24 protein-coding genes are annotated in these 20,270 nt (G+C 62.0%); 9 read left to right on the forward strand and 15 right to left on the reverse strand.

The annotated features are described in order from the left end of the window. Window positions 1–6 precede the first annotated feature (6 nt). The 6 genes from ABH939_RS03855 to ABH939_RS03880 form a co-directional block, all read right to left on the reverse strand. Entirely contained in the window at window positions 7–1,047 is a 1,041-nt protein-coding gene (locus ABH939_RS03855; protein WP_151098116.1) for a hypothetical protein, read from the reverse strand. Further along, a complete protein-coding gene (locus tag ABH939_RS03860) occupies window positions 1,044–2,531 on the reverse strand; it encodes a carboxyl transferase domain-containing protein (protein ID WP_003940141.1) in 1,488 nt (495 codons plus the stop codon). Before ABH939_RS03860 ends, ABH939_RS03855 begins: the two co-directional genes overlap by 4 nt. Window positions 2,532–2,625: 94 nt before the next feature. After that, window positions 2,626–3,819 (reverse strand): ABC transporter permease, encoded by a 1,194-nt coding sequence (locus tag ABH939_RS03865; protein WP_007733417.1) that lies wholly within the window; start codon window positions 3,817–3,819, stop codon window positions 2,626–2,628. Then, window positions 3,816–4,712: an ABC transporter ATP-binding protein gene (locus tag ABH939_RS03870; protein WP_064687578.1), complete on the reverse strand. Its 897-nt coding sequence runs from the start codon at window positions 4,710–4,712 to the stop codon at window positions 3,816–3,818. Before ABH939_RS03870 ends, ABH939_RS03865 begins: the two co-directional genes overlap by 4 nt. A 43-nt stretch (window positions 4,713–4,755) precedes the next feature. After that, complete coding sequence (locus ABH939_RS03875; RefSeq protein WP_003939943.1) at window positions 4,756–5,301, reverse strand: hypothetical protein; 546 nt, start codon at window positions 5,299–5,301, stop codon at window positions 4,756–4,758. Further along, complete coding sequence (locus ABH939_RS03880; RefSeq protein ID WP_042952669.1) at window positions 5,294–5,644, reverse strand: helix-turn-helix transcriptional regulator; 351 nt, start codon at window positions 5,642–5,644, stop codon at window positions 5,294–5,296. The genes ABH939_RS03875 and ABH939_RS03880 overlap by 8 nt, the downstream gene beginning before the upstream one ends. 106 nt (window positions 5,645–5,750) lie before the next feature. Here ABH939_RS03880 and ABH939_RS03885 point away from each other — a divergent pair, with 106 nt between their 5' ends. The 3 genes from ABH939_RS03885 to ABH939_RS03895 all read left to right on the forward strand — a co-directional run bounded on the left by ABH939_RS03885 (window position 5,751) and on the right by ABH939_RS03895 (window position 7,234). Continuing rightward, window positions 5,751–6,170 (forward strand): hypothetical protein, encoded by a 420-nt coding sequence (locus tag ABH939_RS03885; RefSeq protein WP_064687576.1) that lies wholly within the window; start codon window positions 5,751–5,753, stop codon window positions 6,168–6,170. A 74-nt stretch (window positions 6,171–6,244) separates the two neighbouring features. Continuing rightward, entirely contained in the window at window positions 6,245–6,658 is a 414-nt protein-coding gene (locus tag ABH939_RS03890; RefSeq protein ID WP_042451168.1) for a VOC family protein, read from the forward strand. Next, window positions 6,659–7,234, forward strand: coding sequence for a TetR/AcrR family transcriptional regulator (locus tag ABH939_RS03895; RefSeq protein ID WP_007733408.1), 576 nt, complete (start codon window positions 6,659–6,661; stop codon window positions 7,232–7,234). A gap of 12 nt (window positions 7,235–7,246) precedes the next feature. Here the strand turns inward: ABH939_RS03895 and ABH939_RS03900 are convergent, their stop codons facing one another. The 3 genes from ABH939_RS03900 to ABH939_RS03910 all read right to left on the reverse strand — a co-directional run bounded on the left by ABH939_RS03900 (window position 7,247) and on the right by ABH939_RS03910 (window position 10,526). After that, window positions 7,247–8,086, reverse strand: coding sequence for an aldo/keto reductase (locus ABH939_RS03900; RefSeq protein WP_058037842.1), 840 nt, complete (start codon window positions 8,084–8,086; stop codon window positions 7,247–7,249). Window positions 8,087–8,231: 145 nt separating this feature from the next. Continuing rightward, entirely contained in the window at window positions 8,232–9,863 is a 1,632-nt protein-coding gene (locus ABH939_RS03905) for an ABC-F family ATP-binding cassette domain-containing protein (protein ID WP_030535395.1), read from the reverse strand. Window positions 9,864–9,929: 66 nt separating this feature from the next. After that, window positions 9,930–10,526 carry a class I SAM-dependent methyltransferase gene (locus tag ABH939_RS03910; protein WP_030535396.1) on the reverse strand — a complete coding sequence of 199 codons (597 nt, stop codon included), beginning with the start codon at window positions 10,524–10,526 and terminating at the stop codon, window positions 9,930–9,932. Window positions 10,527–10,656: 130 nt separating this feature from the next. On the opposite strand from ABH939_RS03910, the gene ABH939_RS03915 reads away from it, so the two are divergent. After that, on the forward strand, window positions 10,657–11,505 hold the full coding sequence (locus tag ABH939_RS03915; RefSeq protein ID WP_336872837.1) for an aldo/keto reductase: 849 nt from the start codon (window positions 10,657–10,659) through the stop codon (window positions 11,503–11,505). Window positions 11,506–11,569: 64 nt separating this feature from the next. Here ABH939_RS03915 and ABH939_RS03920 read toward each other — a convergent pair whose 3' ends face one another. Then, window positions 11,570–12,721, reverse strand: coding sequence for an NADH:flavin oxidoreductase (locus tag ABH939_RS03920; RefSeq protein ID WP_007733403.1), 1,152 nt, complete (start codon window positions 12,719–12,721; stop codon window positions 11,570–11,572). A 202-nt stretch (window positions 12,722–12,923) separates the two neighbouring features. Between ABH939_RS03920 and ctaD the strand changes: the two genes are divergently transcribed. Genes ctaD through ABH939_RS03935 form a run of 3 tightly spaced genes read left to right on the forward strand, consistent with a single transcriptional unit; the run spans window position 12,924 to window position 15,672 of the window. Further along, window positions 12,924–14,678 (forward strand): cytochrome c oxidase subunit I, encoded by a 1,755-nt coding sequence (gene ctaD / locus ABH939_RS03925; protein WP_404649345.1) that lies wholly within the window; start codon window positions 12,924–12,926, stop codon window positions 14,676–14,678. 45 nt (window positions 14,679–14,723) lie between these two features. Beyond that, window positions 14,724–15,197, forward strand: coding sequence for a MarR family winged helix-turn-helix transcriptional regulator (locus ABH939_RS03930; protein WP_003939892.1), 474 nt, complete (start codon window positions 14,724–14,726; stop codon window positions 15,195–15,197). 55 nt (window positions 15,198–15,252) lie between these two features. Continuing rightward, the gene (locus tag ABH939_RS03935; protein WP_042451127.1) at window positions 15,253–15,672 is read left to right on the forward strand and encodes a DUF5313 family protein; all 420 of its coding nucleotides are present in this window, start codon (window positions 15,253–15,255) and stop codon (window positions 15,670–15,672) included. Between the two features lie 9 nt (window positions 15,673–15,681). On the opposite strand, the gene ABH939_RS03940 is transcribed toward ABH939_RS03935, so the two are convergent. After that, entirely contained in the window at window positions 15,682–16,710 is a 1,029-nt protein-coding gene (locus tag ABH939_RS03940; protein WP_404649475.1) for an NAD(P)/FAD-dependent oxidoreductase, read from the reverse strand. Between the two features lie 33 nt (window positions 16,711–16,743). Here ABH939_RS03940 and ABH939_RS03945 point away from each other — a divergent pair, with 33 nt between their 5' ends. Together ABH939_RS03945 and ABH939_RS03950 are read left to right on the forward strand one after the other, a co-directional pair. Then, a complete protein-coding gene (locus ABH939_RS03945; RefSeq protein WP_081377535.1) occupies window positions 16,744–17,370 on the forward strand; it encodes a helix-turn-helix domain-containing protein in 627 nt (208 codons plus the stop codon). A gap of 56 nt (window positions 17,371–17,426) precedes the next feature. Beyond that, the gene (locus ABH939_RS03950; protein ID WP_042451126.1) at window positions 17,427–17,885 is read left to right on the forward strand and encodes a GNAT family N-acetyltransferase; all 459 of its coding nucleotides are present in this window, start codon (window positions 17,427–17,429) and stop codon (window positions 17,883–17,885) included. Between the two features lie 12 nt (window positions 17,886–17,897). Here the strand turns inward: ABH939_RS03950 and ABH939_RS03955 are convergent, their stop codons facing one another. Genes ABH939_RS03955 through ABH939_RS03970 form a run of 4 tightly spaced genes read right to left on the reverse strand, consistent with a single transcriptional unit; the run spans window position 17,898 to window position 20,265 of the window. Further along, window positions 17,898–18,434, reverse strand: coding sequence for an AAA family ATPase (locus ABH939_RS03955; RefSeq protein WP_058226099.1), 537 nt, complete (start codon window positions 18,432–18,434; stop codon window positions 17,898–17,900). Window positions 18,435–18,487: 53 nt separating this feature from the next. Continuing rightward, the gene (locus ABH939_RS03960; protein WP_003939865.1) at window positions 18,488–19,282 is read right to left on the reverse strand and encodes an MHYT domain-containing protein; all 795 of its coding nucleotides are present in this window, start codon (window positions 19,280–19,282) and stop codon (window positions 18,488–18,490) included. A 40-nt stretch (window positions 19,283–19,322) separates the two neighbouring features. Further along, entirely contained in the window at window positions 19,323–19,910 is a 588-nt protein-coding gene (locus ABH939_RS03965; RefSeq protein ID WP_003940118.1) for an ATP/GTP-binding protein, read from the reverse strand. Further along, on the reverse strand, window positions 19,891–20,265 hold the full coding sequence (locus tag ABH939_RS03970; protein ID WP_007727785.1) for a DUF742 domain-containing protein: 375 nt from the start codon (window positions 20,263–20,265) through the stop codon (window positions 19,891–19,893). Before ABH939_RS03970 ends, ABH939_RS03965 begins: the two co-directional genes overlap by 20 nt. Between the last annotated feature and the right edge of the window lie 5 nt (window positions 20,266–20,270).

Here is a 20,270-nt window from a genome sequence, read left to right on the forward strand (position 1 = left end):
AGGGGATTACTGCGGTAGAGCCGCGGCGGCCTCTTCGCTTCGAATCGCGATGCGAAGTGTCGCGAGCATGAACAGTGACACTGCGAAACCGAAAAGCGCGCCGAACTGGTCCTGCGTGAACAGATAGACCTGCGTCACCAGGAGACTCACGATGAGGGATGCACGCAGGAGTTTCAGGGCTCGCAGGTACGGACCGCGGAAGAGGAACCACACTCCCAGAACCACAAGAACTCCGGTTGCGACGGTGGAGATCTGGACCACCAGGTCGGAGACGTCGTCGGCCTCGACGACGTTCTCGGAAACCAACGCGTAGATCACCTGGACAATCGCCAGAAGAGCCTGCAGTACGAACAGGGTCAGTACCAGTCGGCGGACGACCCGGTGCCGGAGCAGTTCCTCGGCACGGTGGAAGAACGCGTTGCGGCCACGAGTGATCTTCGATTCGATACCGCCGGTCGGCGGAGTCTGTGAATGCAGGCCGGCTTTGATCGAATCGACGAGGTCGGTGAGGCTGCGGTCTTCGACGCCGTCGAGTACGCGGAGGGCGTGGTTGTACTGGATCTCGTCGAGCTGACCGAGAGCGAGGTCCGAGAGCGCTCGCGCCCCGATGGCGAGCCGATGACGATCATTCATTCCGCGCCGAATCACCACCTCGCGCGCGGCAAGATAGAAGAGAACGAAGACGACGTACATGATCGCGATGGCAGGCTGGTAGAAGTAATCGACGTCGGCGGTGACGAATTTTCCGACCTCGTCAATGAAGAGACCGAACCCGATTCCGCCGACGAGCGTGGCCAGGTCACGCGTGCGAGAGCCTTCGGTGATGGCGGTCGCCACGATGGCTACGGCCATCAGCAATCCGCCCCAGAGAACGTGTGCGATGTGGAGGGCGCCGCCCCCGATCTGGGGATAGCCCGTTGCCGCCAGATAAGCGCGGGTGATCAGCACGGTGGCGATGCCCGCGAACAGGAACAATTCGAAACGAGCGAGTGCCGCGCGGTCGTAACTGTGCGGCAGCGTCAGCGCATTCCGGTCCTTCGTCGTCATTGCGGAACTCCCAGGTTTCGATAGCGCGCGATACGGGAGGACTGGCGATCGGTGTCCGACTCTTCGGCAAGCACGAAGAGTTCGTGCGCTATCGCAGCCCCTACCCTCTTGGAGAATTCCACGGGTTCGTCGGCCGCGTCAGGCGTTTCGGGAATGATCGCGTCGATCACGCCGTCTCGAAGCAGATCCAACGAACGAATGCCCTGCGCTGCCGCCATCTCCGGTGCGTGACTGATGTCGCGATGGACGATCGCGCTTGCGCCTTCCGGCGGCAGGGGAGCGAGCCACCCGTTCTGTGCCGCGAGTACCCGATCGGCGGGCAGCAGCGCGAGCGCCCCGCCGCCTGTTCCCTGGCCGAGCAACACCGACACTGTCGGGGTCTTCAGCGTCACGAGGTCGGCGATGCAACGGGCGATCTCAGGGGCCAGTCCACGTTCTTCAGCTTCTTTGGACAGCGACGCGCCCAAAGTGTCGATCACGAGGACAAGCGGGAGTTGTAGTTCTTCGGCAAGTTTCATGCCCCGTCGCGCTTCCCTGAGCGCGGCCGGTCCCATCGTGGTGAGCGCGGATTGGCCACTGCGGTCTTGGCCGAGCAGGATGCACGGAAAGCCTCGGAAGCGGGCGAGCGAGAGCAAGATCGTCTTGTCGGTTTCACCCTGCCCGGTGCCGCTGAGCGGTACCTGTTCAGTTGCGGCATGGCGGAGCAACTGCCGGATGCCGGGTCGATCGGCCCGGCGCGAGAGCATCACCGACTGCCAGGCGGGAACATCGGGAATCTCGGGTGAGGGAATCGGGTCCGTGGCCGCCGGGGCCGGGGGATCGGTGAGCACGCACAACGCTCGGTTGACCAGCAGACGGAGGCGGTCGACGGGGACGACGCCGTCGATCACGCCGTTGCGATACAAGTTTTCGGACGTCTGGATACCGTCGGGAAACTTTTCGCCGTACAGCGATTCGTAGACACGGGGTCCGAGGAATCCCACCAGAGCACCGGGTTCCGCGACGGTGATGTGGCCGAGGGATCCCCACGAGGCAAAGACTCCGCCGGTGGTGGGATTGCGCAGGTAAACCAGGTAGGGCAGGTGTGCCGCTTTGTGAACAGCCACTGCCGCAGCGATCTTCACCATCTGAACGAAGGCGACGGTGCCCTCCTGCATCCGCGTTCCGCCGGAGGTGGGCGAGGCGAGCAGCGGGAGTTGTTCTGCCGTAGCACGTTCGACGGCGGTCACGATCCGCTCGGCCGCGGCGACTCCGATGGAACCGGCGAGAAAGCTGAATTCACAGGCAATTACCGCGACCCGACGGCCCCGAACCGTACCCACACCGGTGACGACGGACTCGTCAACTCCGCTCTTCTCGCGGGCCTTCGCCAGGTCTTCCGCGTATTTCGCGCCAGGTCCGACGTCGACGGGCGGGGAGTCCCAGGAGACGAAGCTCTCGGGATCGAGTACCGCAGTGAGTAGTTCTTCGGCCGAGATTCGCACAACGTCCTCCAAGTAAGCAGCACCCCGTCCAGGATGAACCTACCTGGACGGGGTGCTGCCGGGATCGTGTGGCGTCAGTTGTGTGCCGGATAAATCAGCGTCCGAACGCCTCTTTCCACGAAACGACCTTGCCGATGCGAAGGATGGAGCGCTGGTAGATCTTTGCCGCGATCATCGACAGCGCAGCGGTCACCACCAGCATCAGCAGAATCGTTCCCACGATCTGGAACGGAGAAGCAACACCGGCGGAAATGCGCAGGGGCATGAGGATTGCCGAGAACGGCGGAATCCAACTCAACACGTTGCTCAGGGTTCCTTCTGGATTGCTCACCGAAACGAAAGCCACGCTGACCATTGCCATGACGAGCAGCGCGAGAGGCATCGCGGTGGCGTTGACGTCCTCCTGTCGCGAGACCATGGACCCGGCCGCGGCGTACAGCACGGCGAAGAAGAGGAAGCCGAGAATGAACCACCCGAGAGTGCCGAACAGAACGCCGATTGCGGTGCCCGTCACGGTCAGGACGCCCGTCGCCAATCCGGTGGCGACGCCCGCGACAGCGTAAGCGGCCATCTGCATCAGGCCGACAGCACCGATTCCGAGAACCTTGCCCCACAACAACTGCAGTGGACGGAGAGTGGAGAGCAGCAACTCGACGACACGGCTGGACTTCTCCTCGACGACGCCCATCGCCACGTACGTTCCGAACAACAGGATCTGCATGTACAGGAGCACCACAGCAGCGATCGACATCGCTATACGTTGGCCCTGTTCGGGATCCGGGGGATCGATGGCATCGATGGTGACCACTGCGGTGGACGTGGCTTCGGCGAGCTGAGCCGGGTCGATCCCCGCAGCGGAAAGCGCATTCGATTGTGCCTGCTGTGCAACGGAACTCTCGATGACGGCCCGCAGATTCGTGGCTACTTCCTTCTTGGTCACGACAGTGACGCCGCCGCCCGATCCAGCGATCACGGCCACGTCGAGGTCGCCGTCCTTGACTTGATCACGCGCGGTGCCGTCGTCGGAAACCTCCGTTACCGTCACCGGATTTCCGAGGGTGTCGCCGATGGACACCATCGTGGCACTGAGTGATTGGTTGCCGACCAAGCCGATCTTCGACTTGTCCTCGTCGCCGCCGGAGAAGAGCGAGAAGGCGATGATGCCGCCGATGATCGCGACCAGAATGATGACGTTGCTGATCACAAAACTCTTCTTCGAGATCTGCGTCATGAATTCGCGTCGGGCGACCAACCCGATGGCTCGACCTCCGCTCAACTGGTTGCTCATGCGGCTACTACCTCTCGGAACAGATCGGTCAGTGACGGACGTCGTAGCGTGAACTCGTGCACCGGTCCGGTTTTCAATGCTGCGTGCAGGATCTGCTGATCGTCGGCCGTGCCGTCGACGCTCAGGAGCGTTCGGCCGTCGAGGTGGCTCAGTGTGGTGACACCGATCAGATGGTGTGCCCAACCGACCGGCGCGTCAGGGGCGAAGACTTCGATTCGGCCGTCACCCTTGCCTCGTAGCTCGTCGACGGTTCCGATCTCTCGCATGCTGCCGCGGCTGATGATGCCCACGCGATCGCACAAGCGCTCCACCAGATCCAGCTGATGGCTGGAGAAGATTACGGGAACACCGGTGCGAGCCTTCTCGACCAACACGTCACTCATGACATCGACCGCTACGGGGTCAAGGCCCGAAAACGGTTCGTCCAGAACGAGTACCGATGGGTCGTGAACCAGCGCCGCTGCGAGCTGCACACGTTGCTGATTACCGAGGGACAGGGAATCGACGGTGTCCTTGACGCGTTCGGCGATGCCCAGACGTTCGGTCCACAGCTCAGTGGCCGCGTGCGCGTCGGCCTTCGAGAGTCCGTGTAGCTCGGCCAGATAGGAAAGTTGCGCTCCCACCTTCATCTTGGGGTAGAGGCCGCGTTCCTCCGGCATGTATCCGATAGTGCGACGCACGTCGAGGTCGACAGGTTTGCCGCCGAGGCGAACTTCTCCCGAATCTGCTCCGAGCACACCCAGCGCAATGCGCATCGTGGTCGTCTTGCCGGCGCCGTTGCTGCCGACGAATCCGAAGATCTCGCCTGGACGCACTTCGAAACTCAGGTTGTCGAGTGCGACGACGTCGCCGTAGCGTTTCGAGATGCCGTCGATCGTGAGGGTGGCTGACATGGGTCCTTCCCATCGGTCGAGTGGTGCGCTTCGGTAATACGGGTCAGAGATCGAACTCTTCCGAATCAATCGGATCCGGGTCTGGATTGGTCCACGAGAGAATCATCGCGGGCGTGCACGCGCCGATCAGCATTGCAGTCAGTGCCAATAAACCTCCCGTGTAAGGCAGCCTCTCTACATTCCACTGCACCGACGAGGTGAAAATGAGGAAAATGGCGACAATGAAGACCAACGTTTGGGTCACGCTGAGCCCGACGGAGCGAGCGTCGTTGCGTTGCTGGATCTCCCATTCGTCCAACGCCTGCCGCGGAGCATCCCCTTGCCGGCCCGACACGATTTGAAGTGAGGACCACGTCGGCAGGAACAGCAGGGTGAGGACCGGCCATGCCACGGCGAAGAGCGGATTGAACAGGCATGCTGTGCTGACGGCAACCATCGTGGTGAACAGGACCGCCAGGGCGACGACGAGTACGCGCCGACGTCGACGGGTTCGCCAATTCGGGAGCCAATGTCGGAACGTCTCCTCGTTCTGCAGGAACCGCCGAGTGCGGTGGGCCTGGTAGCGGTCGATCAGATTTGATTCAGGCACTTGGCTTTTCACTCCCCTCGGTAGTGCGGTCAGATCGGTAGACCTCCGTCGACGGTGCATTCCGGTAGACCTCCGTCGACGGTGCATTCCGGTAGACCTCCGTCGACAGCGGCCCGAACTCTGTCCGGGAGAACACCGCCTCCACCGGGAGGTCGAACACCCAGCAGATTCGGAATGCAAGATCCAGGCTGGGGTAGTGGTCACCGCGTTCGAGTGCCCCCACCGTCTGCGGATTCACGTCGACGAGTTGCGCAAGCTGTGCCCGGCTCATCTTCCGCTCGGCGCGAAGCACTCCGATGCGATTGAAGATGGGGAGCGCGTCTCCCCGCCGGACTGGGCTCATGCATCAAAGTGTTGTAAAAACCCAACAGTTTGTCAACACGAACCGCGATTGTTCCGCTTCTGGGGCGTGCCGGCGGATAAGGTTCGGGCAACGGAAGGGGCTTGGCATGGTGGTCGAACAGTTGGTGCTCGAAGAGTCCGGCCTGGTCGTGCAGGTGCGCGAGGATGGTAGCTACTGCGTGGGACCGCAAGGGCGCGAAGCGGTCTGGCGCGATCCGATGGAGAAGGGTGCAGTCATCGGTATCGGGCAGCACACTCCGGGGGATGTGGAAGGCGAATCGTGGTGGGTCGTGTACGGCCAGTCGGTCATCGGGGCGGACGTCACCGTTCGACTCGAGGACGGGTCGCACGTGCCGGTTTCGCGCCTCGGTGAGATCTTCGCCAGTGAATGGGTGAGTACCCCGCAGCAGGCGTTGCTGTACCGGTCCGATCGCCCGGTGGAGTCGCAGCCCACTAAACTGTCTGTGCTGTTCGCCAGGCCGAAGTTCATGCCCAAGGCGGCGTTTCCGGAGAATGATCGCTTGTAGTTGCAGCGAGCTGCCGTCGGGAGGCTGGCAGCCATCTTCTCGAAACATTACGGTACGTACTGTACTGTTTTGGAATGACAACTTGGCCGAACGACCTCGCAGTAGTGCAAGTGCGCGTAGCGCGACCCACCGACAGGCTCGACGACGTGATTACGTTCTATCGCGACTGTCTGGGATTGCCAGAGCTCTACCGGTTCTCCGGTCATGCCGGGTACGACGGAATCATGCTGGGTCTGCCGGATTCGAACTATCACCTCGAATTCACGACCCACGAAGACGGAAGCCCGTGCCCGGCGCCGACGCAGGACAACCTGTTGGTGCTCTACTTCGCCGGCGAGTCGGCGATGTACGAGGTAGTTCAGAGGTTGGGGGAAGCAGGGCACGAACCCGTTGGCGCCGAGAATCCGTACTGGGAGGAGAATGCGGGGATGACTTTCGAAGATCCCGACGGCTGGCGTCTGGTGCTCATGCCGCGGCCGGTGCTGTAGATGGTGCGCGCCCGCGACGAGCGGATCGACGACGCCGTTCTGGCGGCAACCCTGGAGTTGTTGGGGGAGAACGGATATGCGGAGCTGTCGATCGGTTCGGTGGCGACGAGAGCGGGCGTGCATCGACCCGCCATCTACCGGAGATGGCCGTCGAAGCGGCATCTGGTGGTGGACGTCGTCGTGGCGCACATCGGCACTGATCCAACGCCGGACACCGGCGATCTCAGGGCAGACCTGGTCGCCGGCATCACGACATTGGTTGTGGGACTGAGTGAAACGGTAGTCGGTCGGATCCTGCCCGCGTTGGTCGCGGATCTGGCGGCGGACCCGGAATTGGCGCGGGATTTCCAGTCGGCATTCTTTCAGCCTCGACGCGATTCCACTGCGGCAGTGCTGGAATCGGCGCGGCTACGCGGCGACATTCGGAGCGACTTCGACCTGGACTTCGTCCTGGACGCGCTGGCGTCGCCGATCTATTACCGAGCGTTGTTCCGTCACTTACCGCTGGACGCGCTCCTGGCCGAGCAGTCCGTCGATTCTGTGCTGCTGACGTTGACTCCCCACGAAAATTCTTGAAGCCGTTTCGATTCAGTTCAATTCGACTGGATCAGGCCCGACACGGCTGTCGGTGTTCAGCGCTGCGATGGCCGCTGACTCGTCGGCATCGAGTGCGAAGTCGAAGATTGCGGCGTTGTCGCGCATGCGGGCAGGCGTGACCGACTTCGACAGAACGGTGTGACCCTGTTCGAGATGCCAGCGCAGAATGATCTGTGCCGGGCTCTTGCCGTGTGCTGCAGCAATTTTCCCGATGGCCGGGTCGTCGAGGATGGTTCCCTGTCCCAATGGGCTCCAAGCCTCGATTTCGATGCCGCGACTTCGCGCGTACTCCCGTGACGCGTGCTGTTGCAGTCTGGGGTGCAATTCGATCTGGTTGACGGCCGGGGTGATCGAGCTGTGCTCGGCCAGCAGTTCGAGGTGCTCGGGCAGGAAGTTGGACACACCGATCGCCCGGGTGCGGCCGGAGGCGAGAATTTGCTCGAATGCCGCCCAGGTCTCGACGAACAGGCCCTTTGCCGGCGCGGGCCAGTGAATCAGATAGAGGTCGACGTAGTCGAGTCCGAGCTTGTCGAGGCTGGTGTCGAAAGCGGCGAGTGTTCGGTCGTGGCCCTGATCGTCATTCCACAGCTTGGTGGTGACGAACAGCTCTGACCTAGGGATATCCGAACCTGCGATGGCGCGGCCGACCCCGGCTTCATTTCCGTAGATCGCGGCCGTGTCGATGTGGCGGTAGCCGATCTCGAGAGCTGCGGCAGTGACCTCTTCGGTCTGTGCGTCCGGTACCTGGAAAACGCCGTACCCGAGTTGCGGGATGGTGATCGGCTCGCCGGTGGTTCCGTGAGTCAGTGTGCGGTCGGGGATCGACAACATTGAAGAGTGCCTTTCGGGACTGGGATGTGGCAGCTCGACGGGGGATCATGTCATCCGCGGGCCACCTATGCCGCGCATGCAAATATTGCGTGCGCCTGATAAATAGTTGCACACGCGGGTTGTCTGCGCAAGCAGAGTCGATCGGCTACTCCTCGAAGAGCTGTCCGTTCTCCATTCGCCACCGGCGCGTGCTTCGGGTGGACTGCAGCATGCGTCGATCGTGAGTGACCAGAAGGAGGGTTCCCTCGAACGACTCCATTGCCTGCTCGAGCTGTTCGATCGCCGGAAGGTCGAGATGGTTCGTCGGCTCGTCCAGTACCAGTAGGTTCACGCCGCGAGCCTGGAGCAAAGCAAGCGCAGCCCTTGTTCTCTCGCCGGGGGACAGGGAAGCGGCAGATCTGAGTACGTGGTGTCCGCGCAGGCCGAACTTGGCGAGGAGAGTGCGGACATCGGCATCGGGCCAGTCCGGAACCTGTGCACCGAAGGCCTCCACGACTGGTTGATCACCTTCGAACAATCCACGCGCCTGATCGATCTCACCGATCGCGACACCGGAACCCAGCGACGCGATGCCCTCGTCCGGGACGAGTTTGCCGAGCAGGACGTTGAGGAGGGTGGTCTTGCCTGCCCCGTTCGCGCCCGTGACGAGAATCCGATCACCCCAGTCGATCTGCGTCGTGACCGGACCGAACGTGAACTGACCGCGAGTTACCTTGGCGCCGTTCGTGGTCGCGACAACGGATCCGGACCGCGGCGCCGCCGCGATCTCCATACGAAGTTCCCACTCCTTGCGCGGTTCCTCGACCACTTCGAGTCGCTCGATGCGACGTTGAGTCTGGCGTGCTTTCGCGGCTTGCTTCTCCGTCGACTCGGTCCGCAATCCGCGTCCGATCTTGTCGTTGTCCTTGGCTTTACGACGCGCGTTGCGGACGCCGTGTTCCATCCAGTTGCGCTGCATCTGTGCGCGATCTTCGAGATCGGAGCGGGTGCCTGCGTATTCCTCGAACGCCTCGCGTGCGTGCTGGCGGGCGATCTCGCGTTCGGCGAGGTACGACTCGTAGCCGCCGTCGTACACGGCGATGTCCTGTTGTGCCAGATCGAGTTCCACGATTCCGGTGACGGTGCGCGAGAGGAACTCGCGATCATGGCTCACGACAACCAGTGCTGCGCGCGTCTCGGCGACAAATCGCTCCAACTGCTCGAGACCGCGTAGGTCGAGATCGTTGGTGGGCTCGTCCAACAAGAGAATGTCGTAGCGCGAAAGCAACAGTGACGCGAGGCCGGCGCGCGCGGCCTGACCGCCGGACAATGCCGTCATATGTGCATCGAGTGGAACTCCGAGACCGAGTTCTTCGACCACCTTCTCGGCGCGCTCGAGCAGGTCGGCGCCGCCGAGAGCGAGCCAGCGTTCCAGTGCCGGGGAGTACAGATCCTCTTCGGCTTCGGCCAGGGTTTCGGCTGCGGCGTTCATGACTTCCTCGGCGTGGGCGACGCCGGTGCGGCGGCCGAGGAACTCGAGGACGGTCTCACCCTCGATGCGATCGGGTTCCTGCGCGAGGTAACCGACCGCAGCATCCGGCGGGCTGAGGATGATCGAACCCTCGACGTCGGCGGTTCCGATTCCGGCCAGTGCGGTGAGAAGCGTCGACTTGCCGGCGCCGTTCGCGCCGACGAGGCCGATGACGTCGCCGGGGGCAACGGTGAGGTCGAGGTCGGAGAACAGGGTGCGTTCTCCCCGGGAAGCAGAGAGGCCGCTGATGCGCAGTGTTGCAGTCACCTGAGAAGTATCCCCGGTGCTGTGCGCCTTTATTAACCGCGGGCGGTTAATAAAGGCGCACAGCAGTCAGCCACGGACCAGGTGATACCAGCACGGATGTGCCGCACGGACCGGAAGTGGCGATTCACTCACGTCCGCGGCCATGCTCGAGGCCATCGACCAACCGTCGAATGCTCGCATGACGTCCTCCTCCGAGACGCCGTGTGGCATCGGCCAACGGTGCCCCGGTCCGAATGCGAACATCACCATGGACGCCCCGGGTGCGGTGATCGCATTTACGGATCTCCCGTAGTCCCGCCGTTGATGATCGGTGAGCCCGTGAAAACAGCCGATGTCGAGCACCAGCATGTGCCCGCCGTCGACAGCAATGTGCAGGTCTGCCGCGTCCTCGTGGAGGAACCGGACGTCGACGTGTGCTTCACGCGCGTGTATGCGCGCTTTGTCCAGCGGTTCCTGTTCGGCGTCGACGCCGGTGACGTGCCACCCGCGTTGCGCCAGCTCGATGGAATGGCGTCCGGTGCCGCAACCGATATCGAGTGCACGGCCACCTTCCGGGACGGGAATCGCATCCAGAAGGCCGGACAGTTGAGCGTCGAACCCGTGCCCGGTGTGCTCCCACGGAGTGACGCCGACCTTGTAGGCGAGACGATATGAAAGATTCATCGCTCTCTCTTTTCTCGAGGCGATTCCAATACTTGTCTTCCAAGGTAGACCGGCATTTCGGGCGGTACAAGGGCACTGCCCGGAGGTTCGGCGGGGAATGCCTCCCGGCCCTCGCGCGTTGGATCCATATATGACCGAGACCAACGATGTGACCTCTGTACCGACCATTGTTCTGAACGACGGTAAGACGATCCCCGCACTCGGATTCGGTGTGTTCCAGGTTCCGGACGACGAGACGCAGGAAGCCGTCTCCACAGCCCTGAAGACCGGCTACCGCAGTATCGACACCGCCAAGATCTACGGCAACGAGGTGGGCGTCGGCCGCGCGATCGCCGAATCCGGCATCGCCCGCGAAGACCTCTACATCACGACAAAACTGTGGAACGACGATCAGGGCTACGACTCGACGCTTGCGGCATTCGACGCCAGCCTCGACAAGTTGGGTCTCGAGTACCTCGACCTGTACCTGATCCACTGGCCGGTTCCGTCCAAGGACCTGTACGTCGAGACGTTCAAGGCATTCCAGAAGCTCAAGGCCGACGGACGGGTTCGATCCATCGGCGTCTCCAACTTCACCATCGAGAACCTCGAGCGCGTCATCGGCGAAACCGGTGAGGTGCCGGTCCTCAACCAGATCGAGCTTCACCCCAAGTTCAACCAAGCCGAACTGCGCGCCTTCCACACCGGCAAGGGAATCGCGACGGAAGCGTGGAGCCCGCTCGGCCAGGGAACCGTTCTCGGCGACCCCGTCATCACCGCTATCGCCGACGCTCATGGCGTCACCGCGGCTCAGGTGATCATTCGCTGGCACCTGCAGATCGGAAACGTGGTGATTCCGAAGTCGGTGACCCCCGAACGTATCGCCGCCAACTTCGATGTCTTCGGATTCGAACTGACACCGGAACAGATCAACGCGATCGGTGCTCTCGACGACCCGGCCGGCCGCATCGGCCCCGACCCGGCCACGCTCGGCAGCTAGTACTTCCGGCAGACCCACAAACGGCACTCCCACAATTGCGGGAGTGCCGTTTTGTCGTGCGAGGTCAGTTCAGGTGTGTGCGATGTTCTGCGGTGAATGCGATGTGCTCGTCCGCGCGTCCGGTGCGGAGCTTCTCGACCCACTCGGGATCGGCGAGCAGCGCGCGCCCGATGGCAACCATGTCGAATTCACCCCTCTCGTACTGAGCTTCGAGACGCTCCAGTCCGGTGACAGCAGATGCAGCTTCGCCGGTGAATGCCGTCGTGAACACGGAATCGAGTCCGACCGAACCGACGGTGATGGTCGGCAACCCGGTCAGCTTCTTCGTCCAACCGGCGAGGCCGAGTGTGCCGTCTTCACCGTCGAGTTCAGCGAATGCCGGTTCCCAATGACGCCTCGTGGACGGATGCAGAACGTCGACGCCGGCGTCGACCAGGGGAGTGAGGATGCGGCCGAGTTCTGCCGGGCTCTGGGCGATACGAGCGTCGTAATGGCCGGACTTCCACTGCGAGAATCGGTAGACGATCGCGAACTCGTCCCCGACGGCCTCTCGGATTGCGGCGACGACCTCGGCCGGGAAACGGGTGCGGGCCTCGAGTGATCCGCCGTAGCCGTCGGTTCGGACATTGGTTCCCGCCCAGAGAAATTCGTCGAGCAGGTAGCCATGTGCTCCGTGCAACTCGAGACCGTCGAAGCCGGTGTTCTTCGCGTTGAGTGCGGCGTCGACCCACGACTGCTTCAAGTCGTCGAGGTCAGAGGTAGTGAATTCTCGTCCCAGGCGGGTGCCGTCCAGTGCCAGGCCGGAGGGGCTGACGGTTTCGACCTCGGGGTTCAGGCGCGAGTTCTCGCCGCGTTCGACTCCGAGGTGCCACAGCTGAGGAATGATCGATCCGCCTTCGGCGTGGACGGCGTCGACAACCGACTTCCAGCCACCCAGGCTCGAATCGCCGTAGATGCGCGGTACGCGGGTGTGCGGGCCGGCTGCCGGGTCCGGGATGTACGTGCCTTCGGTGATGATCAAGCCGACACCACCTGCTGCGCGACGACGGTAGTACTCGGCTACGTCGGCGCCGGGGATTCCGTCCGGCGAGAAGGCGCGCGTCATCGGGGCCATGGCGAAACGGTTACGCAACGAGAGTGATTTGACCTCGAAAGGCTCGAAGAGGCCGCGCAACGCGGAGGCCTCGGGTGCTGTCGATGTGTCGGGAAGAGTCACGGGTTTGTTCAACGCGGCGGACCCTCGACCTATTCCGCCGCCTGACTTTATCTCACCGAAATCTGCAAAAGGTTGCGTACGTTCGGTTTTCGATAGTTGCTCACGTCGGCCACACTTAGTTTGTGCATTAACTATTAACATGCGATATGGTCGTGCGGAAAGTTCTTGAGGCGGTATCGAGCACGAAAGAGGACGCGCGAGCATGACGACAACGGTGCCGGACGAGCGGACCGGAGAGTTGGAGCCGATTCCGGAGCGGCCGTACCCGAAGCGCCGTGATCCCAAGGGGTCGTGGATGTTCGACATGATCAAGACCACCGATCACAAGAAGATCGGGATCATGTACATGATCACGGCTTTCGTGTTCTTCCTGATCGGCGGCCTGATGGCCCTGTTCATGCGTGCGGAACTGGCTGTCCCCGGGATGCAGTTCCTCTCGAACGAGCAGTTCAACCAGTTGTTCACCATGCACGGCACGATCATGTTGCTGCTGTACGCGACGCCCGTCGTTTTCGGCTTCGCGAACTACATACTTCCGCTGCAGATCGGTGCCCCGGACGTGGCGTTCCCGCGTCTGAACGCATTCGGATTCTGGCTCTTCACTTTTGGTGGTCTCATCGTTCTCGGCGGATTCCTCACGCCGGGCGGCGCTGCCGACTTCGGTTGGACCGCGTACACCCCGTTGTCGGGCGCGGTGCACAGTCCCGGCGTCGGCGCCGACCTGTGGGTCTTCGGTCTGACGGTCGGTGGCCTCGGCACCATTCTCGGTGCGGTCAACATGATCACCACCGTGATCTGCCTGCGCGCACCAGGTATGACGATGTTTCGGATGTCCATCTTCACGTGGAACATCTTCATCACCAGCATTCTGATCTTGATGGCGTTCCCGCTCTTGACCGCTGCGTTCATGGGTCTGTTCGTCGACCGTCATCTCGGTGGGCACATCTTTGACCCGGCGTCGGGTGGAGTTCTGTTGTGGCAGCACCTGTTCTGGTTCTTCGGTCACCCCGAGGTGTACATCATCGCGCTGCCGTTCTTCGGCATCGTCTCGGAGATCTTCCCGGTCTTCAGCCGTAAGCCGATCTTCGGGTACACCGGATTGGTCTATGCGACACTGGCGATTTCAGCTCTGTCGATCGCGGTGTGGGCTCACCACATGTACGCGACGGGTGCTGTTCTCCTGCCGTACTTCTCGTTCATGACGTTCCTGATCGCCGTGCCGACAGGTGTGAAGATCTTCAACTGGATCGGCACGATGTGGAAGGGGCAGTTGACCTTCGAGTCGCCGATGGTGTTCTCGGTCGGCTTCTTGATCACCTTCCTCTTCGGTGGTCTGTCGGGTGTCATTCTCGCGAGCCCGCCGATCGACTTCCATGTCACCGACACGTATTTTGTCGTCGCCCACTTCCATTACGTGGTCTTCGGTACGGTCGTGTTCGCCACGTACGCCGGTATCTACTTCTGGTTCCCGAAGATGACCGGTCGCATGATGGACGAGCGTCTCGGCAAGTGGCACTTCTGGACCACGTTCGTCGGTTTCCACGGCACGTTTCTCGTTCAGCACTGGCTCGGCGGCGAGGGGATGCCGCGTCGCTATGCCGACTACCTGCCCTCGGACGGGTTCACGGTGCTGAACTCGGTGTCCACGATCTTTGCCTTCGTGCTCGGTGCCTCGACGCTTCCGTTCATCTGGAACGTTTTCAAGAGCTACCGCTACGGCGAAGTTGTCACCGTCGACGATCCGTGGGGTTACGGAAACTCGCTGGAGTGGGCAACCACCTGCCCGCCGCCGCGTCACAACTTCACCGAGTTGCCGCGCATCCGCAGTGAGCGTCCGGCGTTCGAGCTGCACTACCCGCACATGGTGGAGCGAATGAGGGCGGAAGCGCACGTGGGTCTCACCGGGCAACCCACGTCGACGTTGGAGAAGAGTGACGATCATCGCCAGATTGATTAGTGCAATAATAGTTGCTGCACTAATTAATCTGATAACATCGGATTCATGACGACGAAGGCTCCGCAGACGCAGATGGATGATCCGCTGGCTCTCGACCGGCAGGTGTGCTTTGCACTTGCGGTCGCGAACCGGGCGGTGCTGTCCGTCTACCGGCCACTGCTCGAGCCGATGGGCCTCACGCATCCCCAGTACCTGGTGATGCTGGCACTGTGGGGAAAGTCGCCGATGGCGGTCAAGGAAATCGGGCAGGCACTGCAACTCGATTCGCCGACGCTGTCGCCGCTCCTCAAGCGACTCGAGGCGTCCGGGCTGATCACGCGCACCCGTAGCCGCGCCGACGAACGGCAACTGGACGTGGACCTCACCGAAGCCGGTGTGGCACTGCGCGCGGAGGCGGAGAAGATCCCGCCGGCGGTTGTCGCGAAGCTCGGCGTCAGCCTCGCCGAACTCGAAGAACTCCACAACGTTCTGACGCGGGTCAACGAGGCCGCGCTCCGCGCCGGAGCCTTGGACCAATGAGAGAAATGTGATGACTGCATCCGAAAGAAACGTGATGACTGCGTCAGTACCGTCGATGCGTACCGAACAGGTGACTTCCGTGACTTCCAAAAAGCAACGTACGAGCCCGAATCCTCTTCAGTGGTTGGGTTATTCAGTGGGGCGCAAGCTGCCCGATTCGATGCAGGACTGGGTACGAAACGACCTGATCGGTGACTGGGCCGTGCCGCGTCACCTGATCCGAAGCATGGTGCCGTTCATTCCAGTGTTCGCGGCTTTCATGCTCTTCCCCGGACCGTGGGCCCTGCGGGCATCGATGGTGCTGCTCGGAGTGCTTCTGGCACTGTTCTATTCGGTCTCCTACATGGCTCAGAACAGGTCGCGTCGCCTCGAGCGTCACGGTTTGCCTTCCGACCTCGAGAACCCGAAGAAGATCTCGCGCCACGACGCCGAGAAGGCCGCCTACGAGAAGTTGCACGGCGGCCCCGCGACGTAGACACCTCGGTCACATGCCGTGGAGGGCGCTGCCGCCGTTCAACTCGCAGACGCGTTGCTCCACGGTCGCCGAGAAGCCCCCTTCCGGCTCGGTCGAACGAAGAGCCGATTCGACATCTTGCTCGACCAGATATCCGTTGATCGCGATTGCCGCGGTCGAACCTGCAGCCGCGGCATTGATTACCTGAGCGCGAGGGTCGACGACGTTGCCGGCGCCCCAGACGCCCGGAACGCTGGTGGCGCCGGAAGGGTCGACAACCGCGAATCCCGTAGGGCCGGTTTTGCACCCGAGTCGCGTCAGATGCGTGTGGTTCGGATTGAAACGTGGCGCAACGAACAATGCTGAGCGAGGGACCAACTGGCCGTTGTCGAGTTCGACGGCCCTCAGTTCGCCTCTCTCACCGATCAATCCAGATACCGATCCGTCGGCAACCGTCACTCCTCGGGCAGCCAGTCGCGCGCGTTCGTCGGGGGTGAGCGAGATCTTGTCGGGGAAGAACGTCACATCCGACGACCACTGTCGGAGTAGAAACGCCTGGTGAAGTGACATCTCGCGAGCGTCGCCGCCGAGAACGCCGATCGGTTGGTCGCTGATCTCGTACGCATGGCAGTACGGGCAATGGAGCACGCTTTGTCCCCAAAGCTCCTGGATGCCTGGTATTTCCGGGAGTGAATCCCGTAGACCGGTGGCAACCAGCACAGTACGAGTTTCGAGCGTCGTGCCTCCTGAAAGTTCGACGACAAAGCCGGGTTCGATACCGCGCCAGGAGATGTCGACTACGTCATCTTGTGTCAATTCCACTCCGTACGTCTGCAATTCGCTGCGTCCGACGGCGAGCAACTCACGTGGCGCCATGCCGTCGCGCGAGAGGAAGCCGTGCATGTGTGCTGCCGGTGCGTTGCGCGGTTTGCCGGAATCGATGACGGCGACCGAGCGCCGAGCACGACCCAACACCAGGGCTGCGCTGAGTCCGGCGGCGCCACCGCCGACGATCACGGCGTCGAGGATCTCAGTTTCAGTGTGTGTTCGCATGAGCACAGATTGCTCGCGGAGGGGGTTCTTCAGCAACTAATGTTGCCATTTCTGGGAATTGCCGTCAGACTCGGCACCATGAATGTCAACGGTCCGCACATCGATGCCGCCATCTCGCAGATCGGCGCGCGCCTCAAACGCATTCGTACACAGAGGAACGTCACGCTCACAGCGCTGTCCGAGTCCACCGGTATCTCGAAGAGCACCCTGTCGAGGCTCGAAGCGGGGGAGCGTCGCCCGAGCTTGGAGTTGCTGCTTCCGATCGCGCTTGCCCACCAAGTGCCGTTGGACCAACTGGTGGCGGCACCGCAGGTCGCCGATCCACGCATCCAGAGTGCGCCTCGAAGCGTCAGTGGGCGAACGGTATTGCCGCTGACTCGGCAACCGGGTGGGTTGCAGGCATTCAAGATGACCATCCCGGCAAGCCAGACGGAACCGGATCCCCAAGTGCACGACGGCTACGAATGGCTGTACGTGTTGTCGGGGAGGTTGCGGTTGGTGTTGGCCGATCACGACATCGTGATGGGTACGGGTGAAGCTGCTGAATTCGACACCCGAAACCCGCATTGGTTCGGCAGTGACGGGCGCGGCCCGGTCGAGGTACTGAGTCTGTTCGGCCCCCAAGGAGAACGCATCCACGTTCGGGCCAGGCCTTCGGCGAAGTGAAGGACAGTCATACTTTCATTCGGTACTGCCGGAAGCGAAGAGGACAGTGAGGATCTGTGCGAATCGAAATTGACGACCTGAGTCGGGATGCGGTCCGTGCTCTACTCACCGAACATCTCGCCGACATGCACGCGACCTCGCCCGCGGACAGCGTTCACGCGCTGGACGTCACGGGGCTGATGGATAGCTCTGTGACCATGTGGACGCTGTGGAGCGAAGGTGACGAGTTACTCGGTTGCGTCGCACTCAAGGAACGGTCGTCGGCGGGCGGCGAGATCAAGTCGATGCGAACGTCATCGGCAGCAAGGGGGCGTGGCGTGGGAACGCGACTTCTTCAACACGTCGTGGACGAGTCGAGACAACGAGGTTACCGGCAACTCGAATTGGAGACCGGTACGCAAGAGTTCTTCGATCCAGCTCGCCGGTTGTACGCGAAATTCGGGTTCGTGCCTTGTCCACCGTTCGGGAACTACCGCGAAGACCCGAACAGCGCATTCTTCGTTCTCACCTTGTGAGCAGCTCGCACGCTACAGCATCTTGGCTGTGATGCGTCGTACTGCACTGTCGGAGTCCATGATTGCGGTGTCGAGCACCAGCCGTTCCGTAGTCCACGGCTCGTAGTCTCGATCCAGAATTTCCTGCCACGTCGGTAGTACGAGATCCGGGATGTCGACGACTCGCCGTTCAGCGCGTCTGCGATGCTCGTCGGGATCCGAACAGATGACCTCGACACCGAGCAGGCGCGCCGAATTATGTTGTGCGGTAGCGGACCAGGCGTTTCGTGTCGCCTCGACGGGGTTGACGCATTCGACCACGACCGAAAGTCCCAGTCGCAATTGTTCGGCGGCGAGCGCGTACCCGGTGATGTATCCGGCGGTCCCGGACGCGTCAGCTATACCGCTGCGGATCAGCGCCTGTTCGATGGTATCGATCCGCATGAAGGGGATTTGGTGACGCTGCGCAAGCGCCCGCGCGATCGTCGACTTGCCGGTGGCCGGCAAACCACCGATCACGACGAGCGTTGCGCGAGTCGATGGCTGGGGGTTGTGTCCGGCATCCACCATCCCCGAAATGTACGGGGCGTTGTCGATTTACGTGAACTCGCCCCGTACTCTGCTCAGTTCGAGATCGCGAACTCTCGTGCTTCGAACGCCAGATCGTCGGCGGCGGATTCCATTCGTGCCGTCGCGCGGTTGGGTGCTGTCAGCACTGCGACAATCGGAACTGCCAACGCCAGCAGGCCGAGAACGAAGACAGGGAAGAGGAACGAGAACACTTCGAGTCCCTGTGGCGCCGGGGCTGCCGCGTCGTGAACAACCTCGACAGCGGCCATTCCGGTGTAGTGCATACCGACGACAGCGATGCCCATGATGATTCCGGCGACAAAACGCAGAATCGTGGACTCGAGCACCATGGTGAACCACAGTGCAGCGGTTCCGGCGACGACTGCGATGAGAACCGACAGTGCAACGAAGAGCAGGTCGTAGTGGATCTCGCCCTGAAAGCGCAAGGCGCGCATACCCGTGTAATGCATGATGTTCACGGCGAGACCGGTTACCACGCCCCCGATCAGAAGCCGCGTCCAGCGAAATTCGGTCCCGATGATCAGCAGGCCGACAAACACGGCCCCTACTGAGATGATCGCGGAGATCACGGTCCATCCGAGGTTGTATCGAATGGGACTGCCGGGGACTGCGAATCCGAGCATGGCGATGAAATGCATGAGCCAGATGGCGACGCCACCGATCGACAAGGCAGCCATGGCGAGCCATCGCATGCGTGTGGCGGTTGTCGTCGCCGACGCTGAATGCCTGGTGCACGCCAGGCCGACTACCGACCCGACCACGGACACGACGTAGGCGAGTCCGAGCAGCCAGATTCCCATCGAGAAATGGTGCATTTCATCCGACATGCCAGTTCCTTTCGGCGACGATTCGCATCTGGTGATTCATCTAGACGACTGCTTCAGCTGCAAGTCGTTCGAGGGAGTATTCGGTGACGGCGATCAGCGCGCGTTTGGCTGATTCGCGGTTTCGGGCGTCGATCTCGATCATGGGAACCCGGTTGGGTAGAGCCAACGCCTGGCGGAGATCGCTCGCCGAATGGATTGGTGCGCCGTCGAAACGGTTGACCGCCACGATGAACGGGAGGCCTCGCGCCTCGAAGAAGTCGACTGCGGCGAAGCTGTCTTCCAGGCGACGCGTGTCGACCAGAATGACCGCACCGATCGCACCGGTGATCAGGTCGTCCCACATGAACCAGAAGCGGCGCTGTCCCGGGGTTCCGAACAGATAGAGGACCAGGTCGTCGGCGAGAGTGATGCGCCCGAAGTCCATCGCGACCGTCGTGGTGCTCTTGTCGGGAGTGGATCCGAGATTGTCGATACCGTCGCTGGCGTCGGTGACCATGGCCTCCGTGCGAAGGGGGACGATTTCGGAGACGGTCCCCACAAGTGTTGTCTTGCCAACACCGAAACCCCCGGCGATCACGATTTTTGTCGATTTCACGCGAGACGATGAGTCAGAGTGCCCGAAGTCCACTGAGGGTCCTTTCGATCAGTTCGCGTCGCTCGACTCGAGATGCGTCGCTTCGCAGAGTGGCATGTATTTCCAGTGATCCGGCTACTACGAGGTCGGCAACCAGTACCCGTACGACTCCGATCGGAACACCCAGGTGGGCAGCGATCTCGGCAACCGAGATCCGCTGCTCGCAGAGTGCGACGATCGATGCACGAATATCCTGCGGTGCAAGATTGTTCGAGACCGCGTCTTCGATCGTCGCGATGATCGCTTCGAGTGGGAGGTCGATGGACGGCAGGGTCCGACCTTCGGTGAGCGCGTACGGCCGGACCAAGCTCGGTTCGGCGTCGTCGTACTCGGATTGATGGTGAGGCATCGAAC

Origin of the sequence: Rhodococcus sp. 27YEA6 (assembly GCF_044908235.1) — a bacterium.
Classification (GTDB): domain Bacteria; phylum Actinomycetota; class Actinomycetes; order Mycobacteriales; family Mycobacteriaceae; genus Rhodococcus_F; species Rhodococcus_F qingshengii.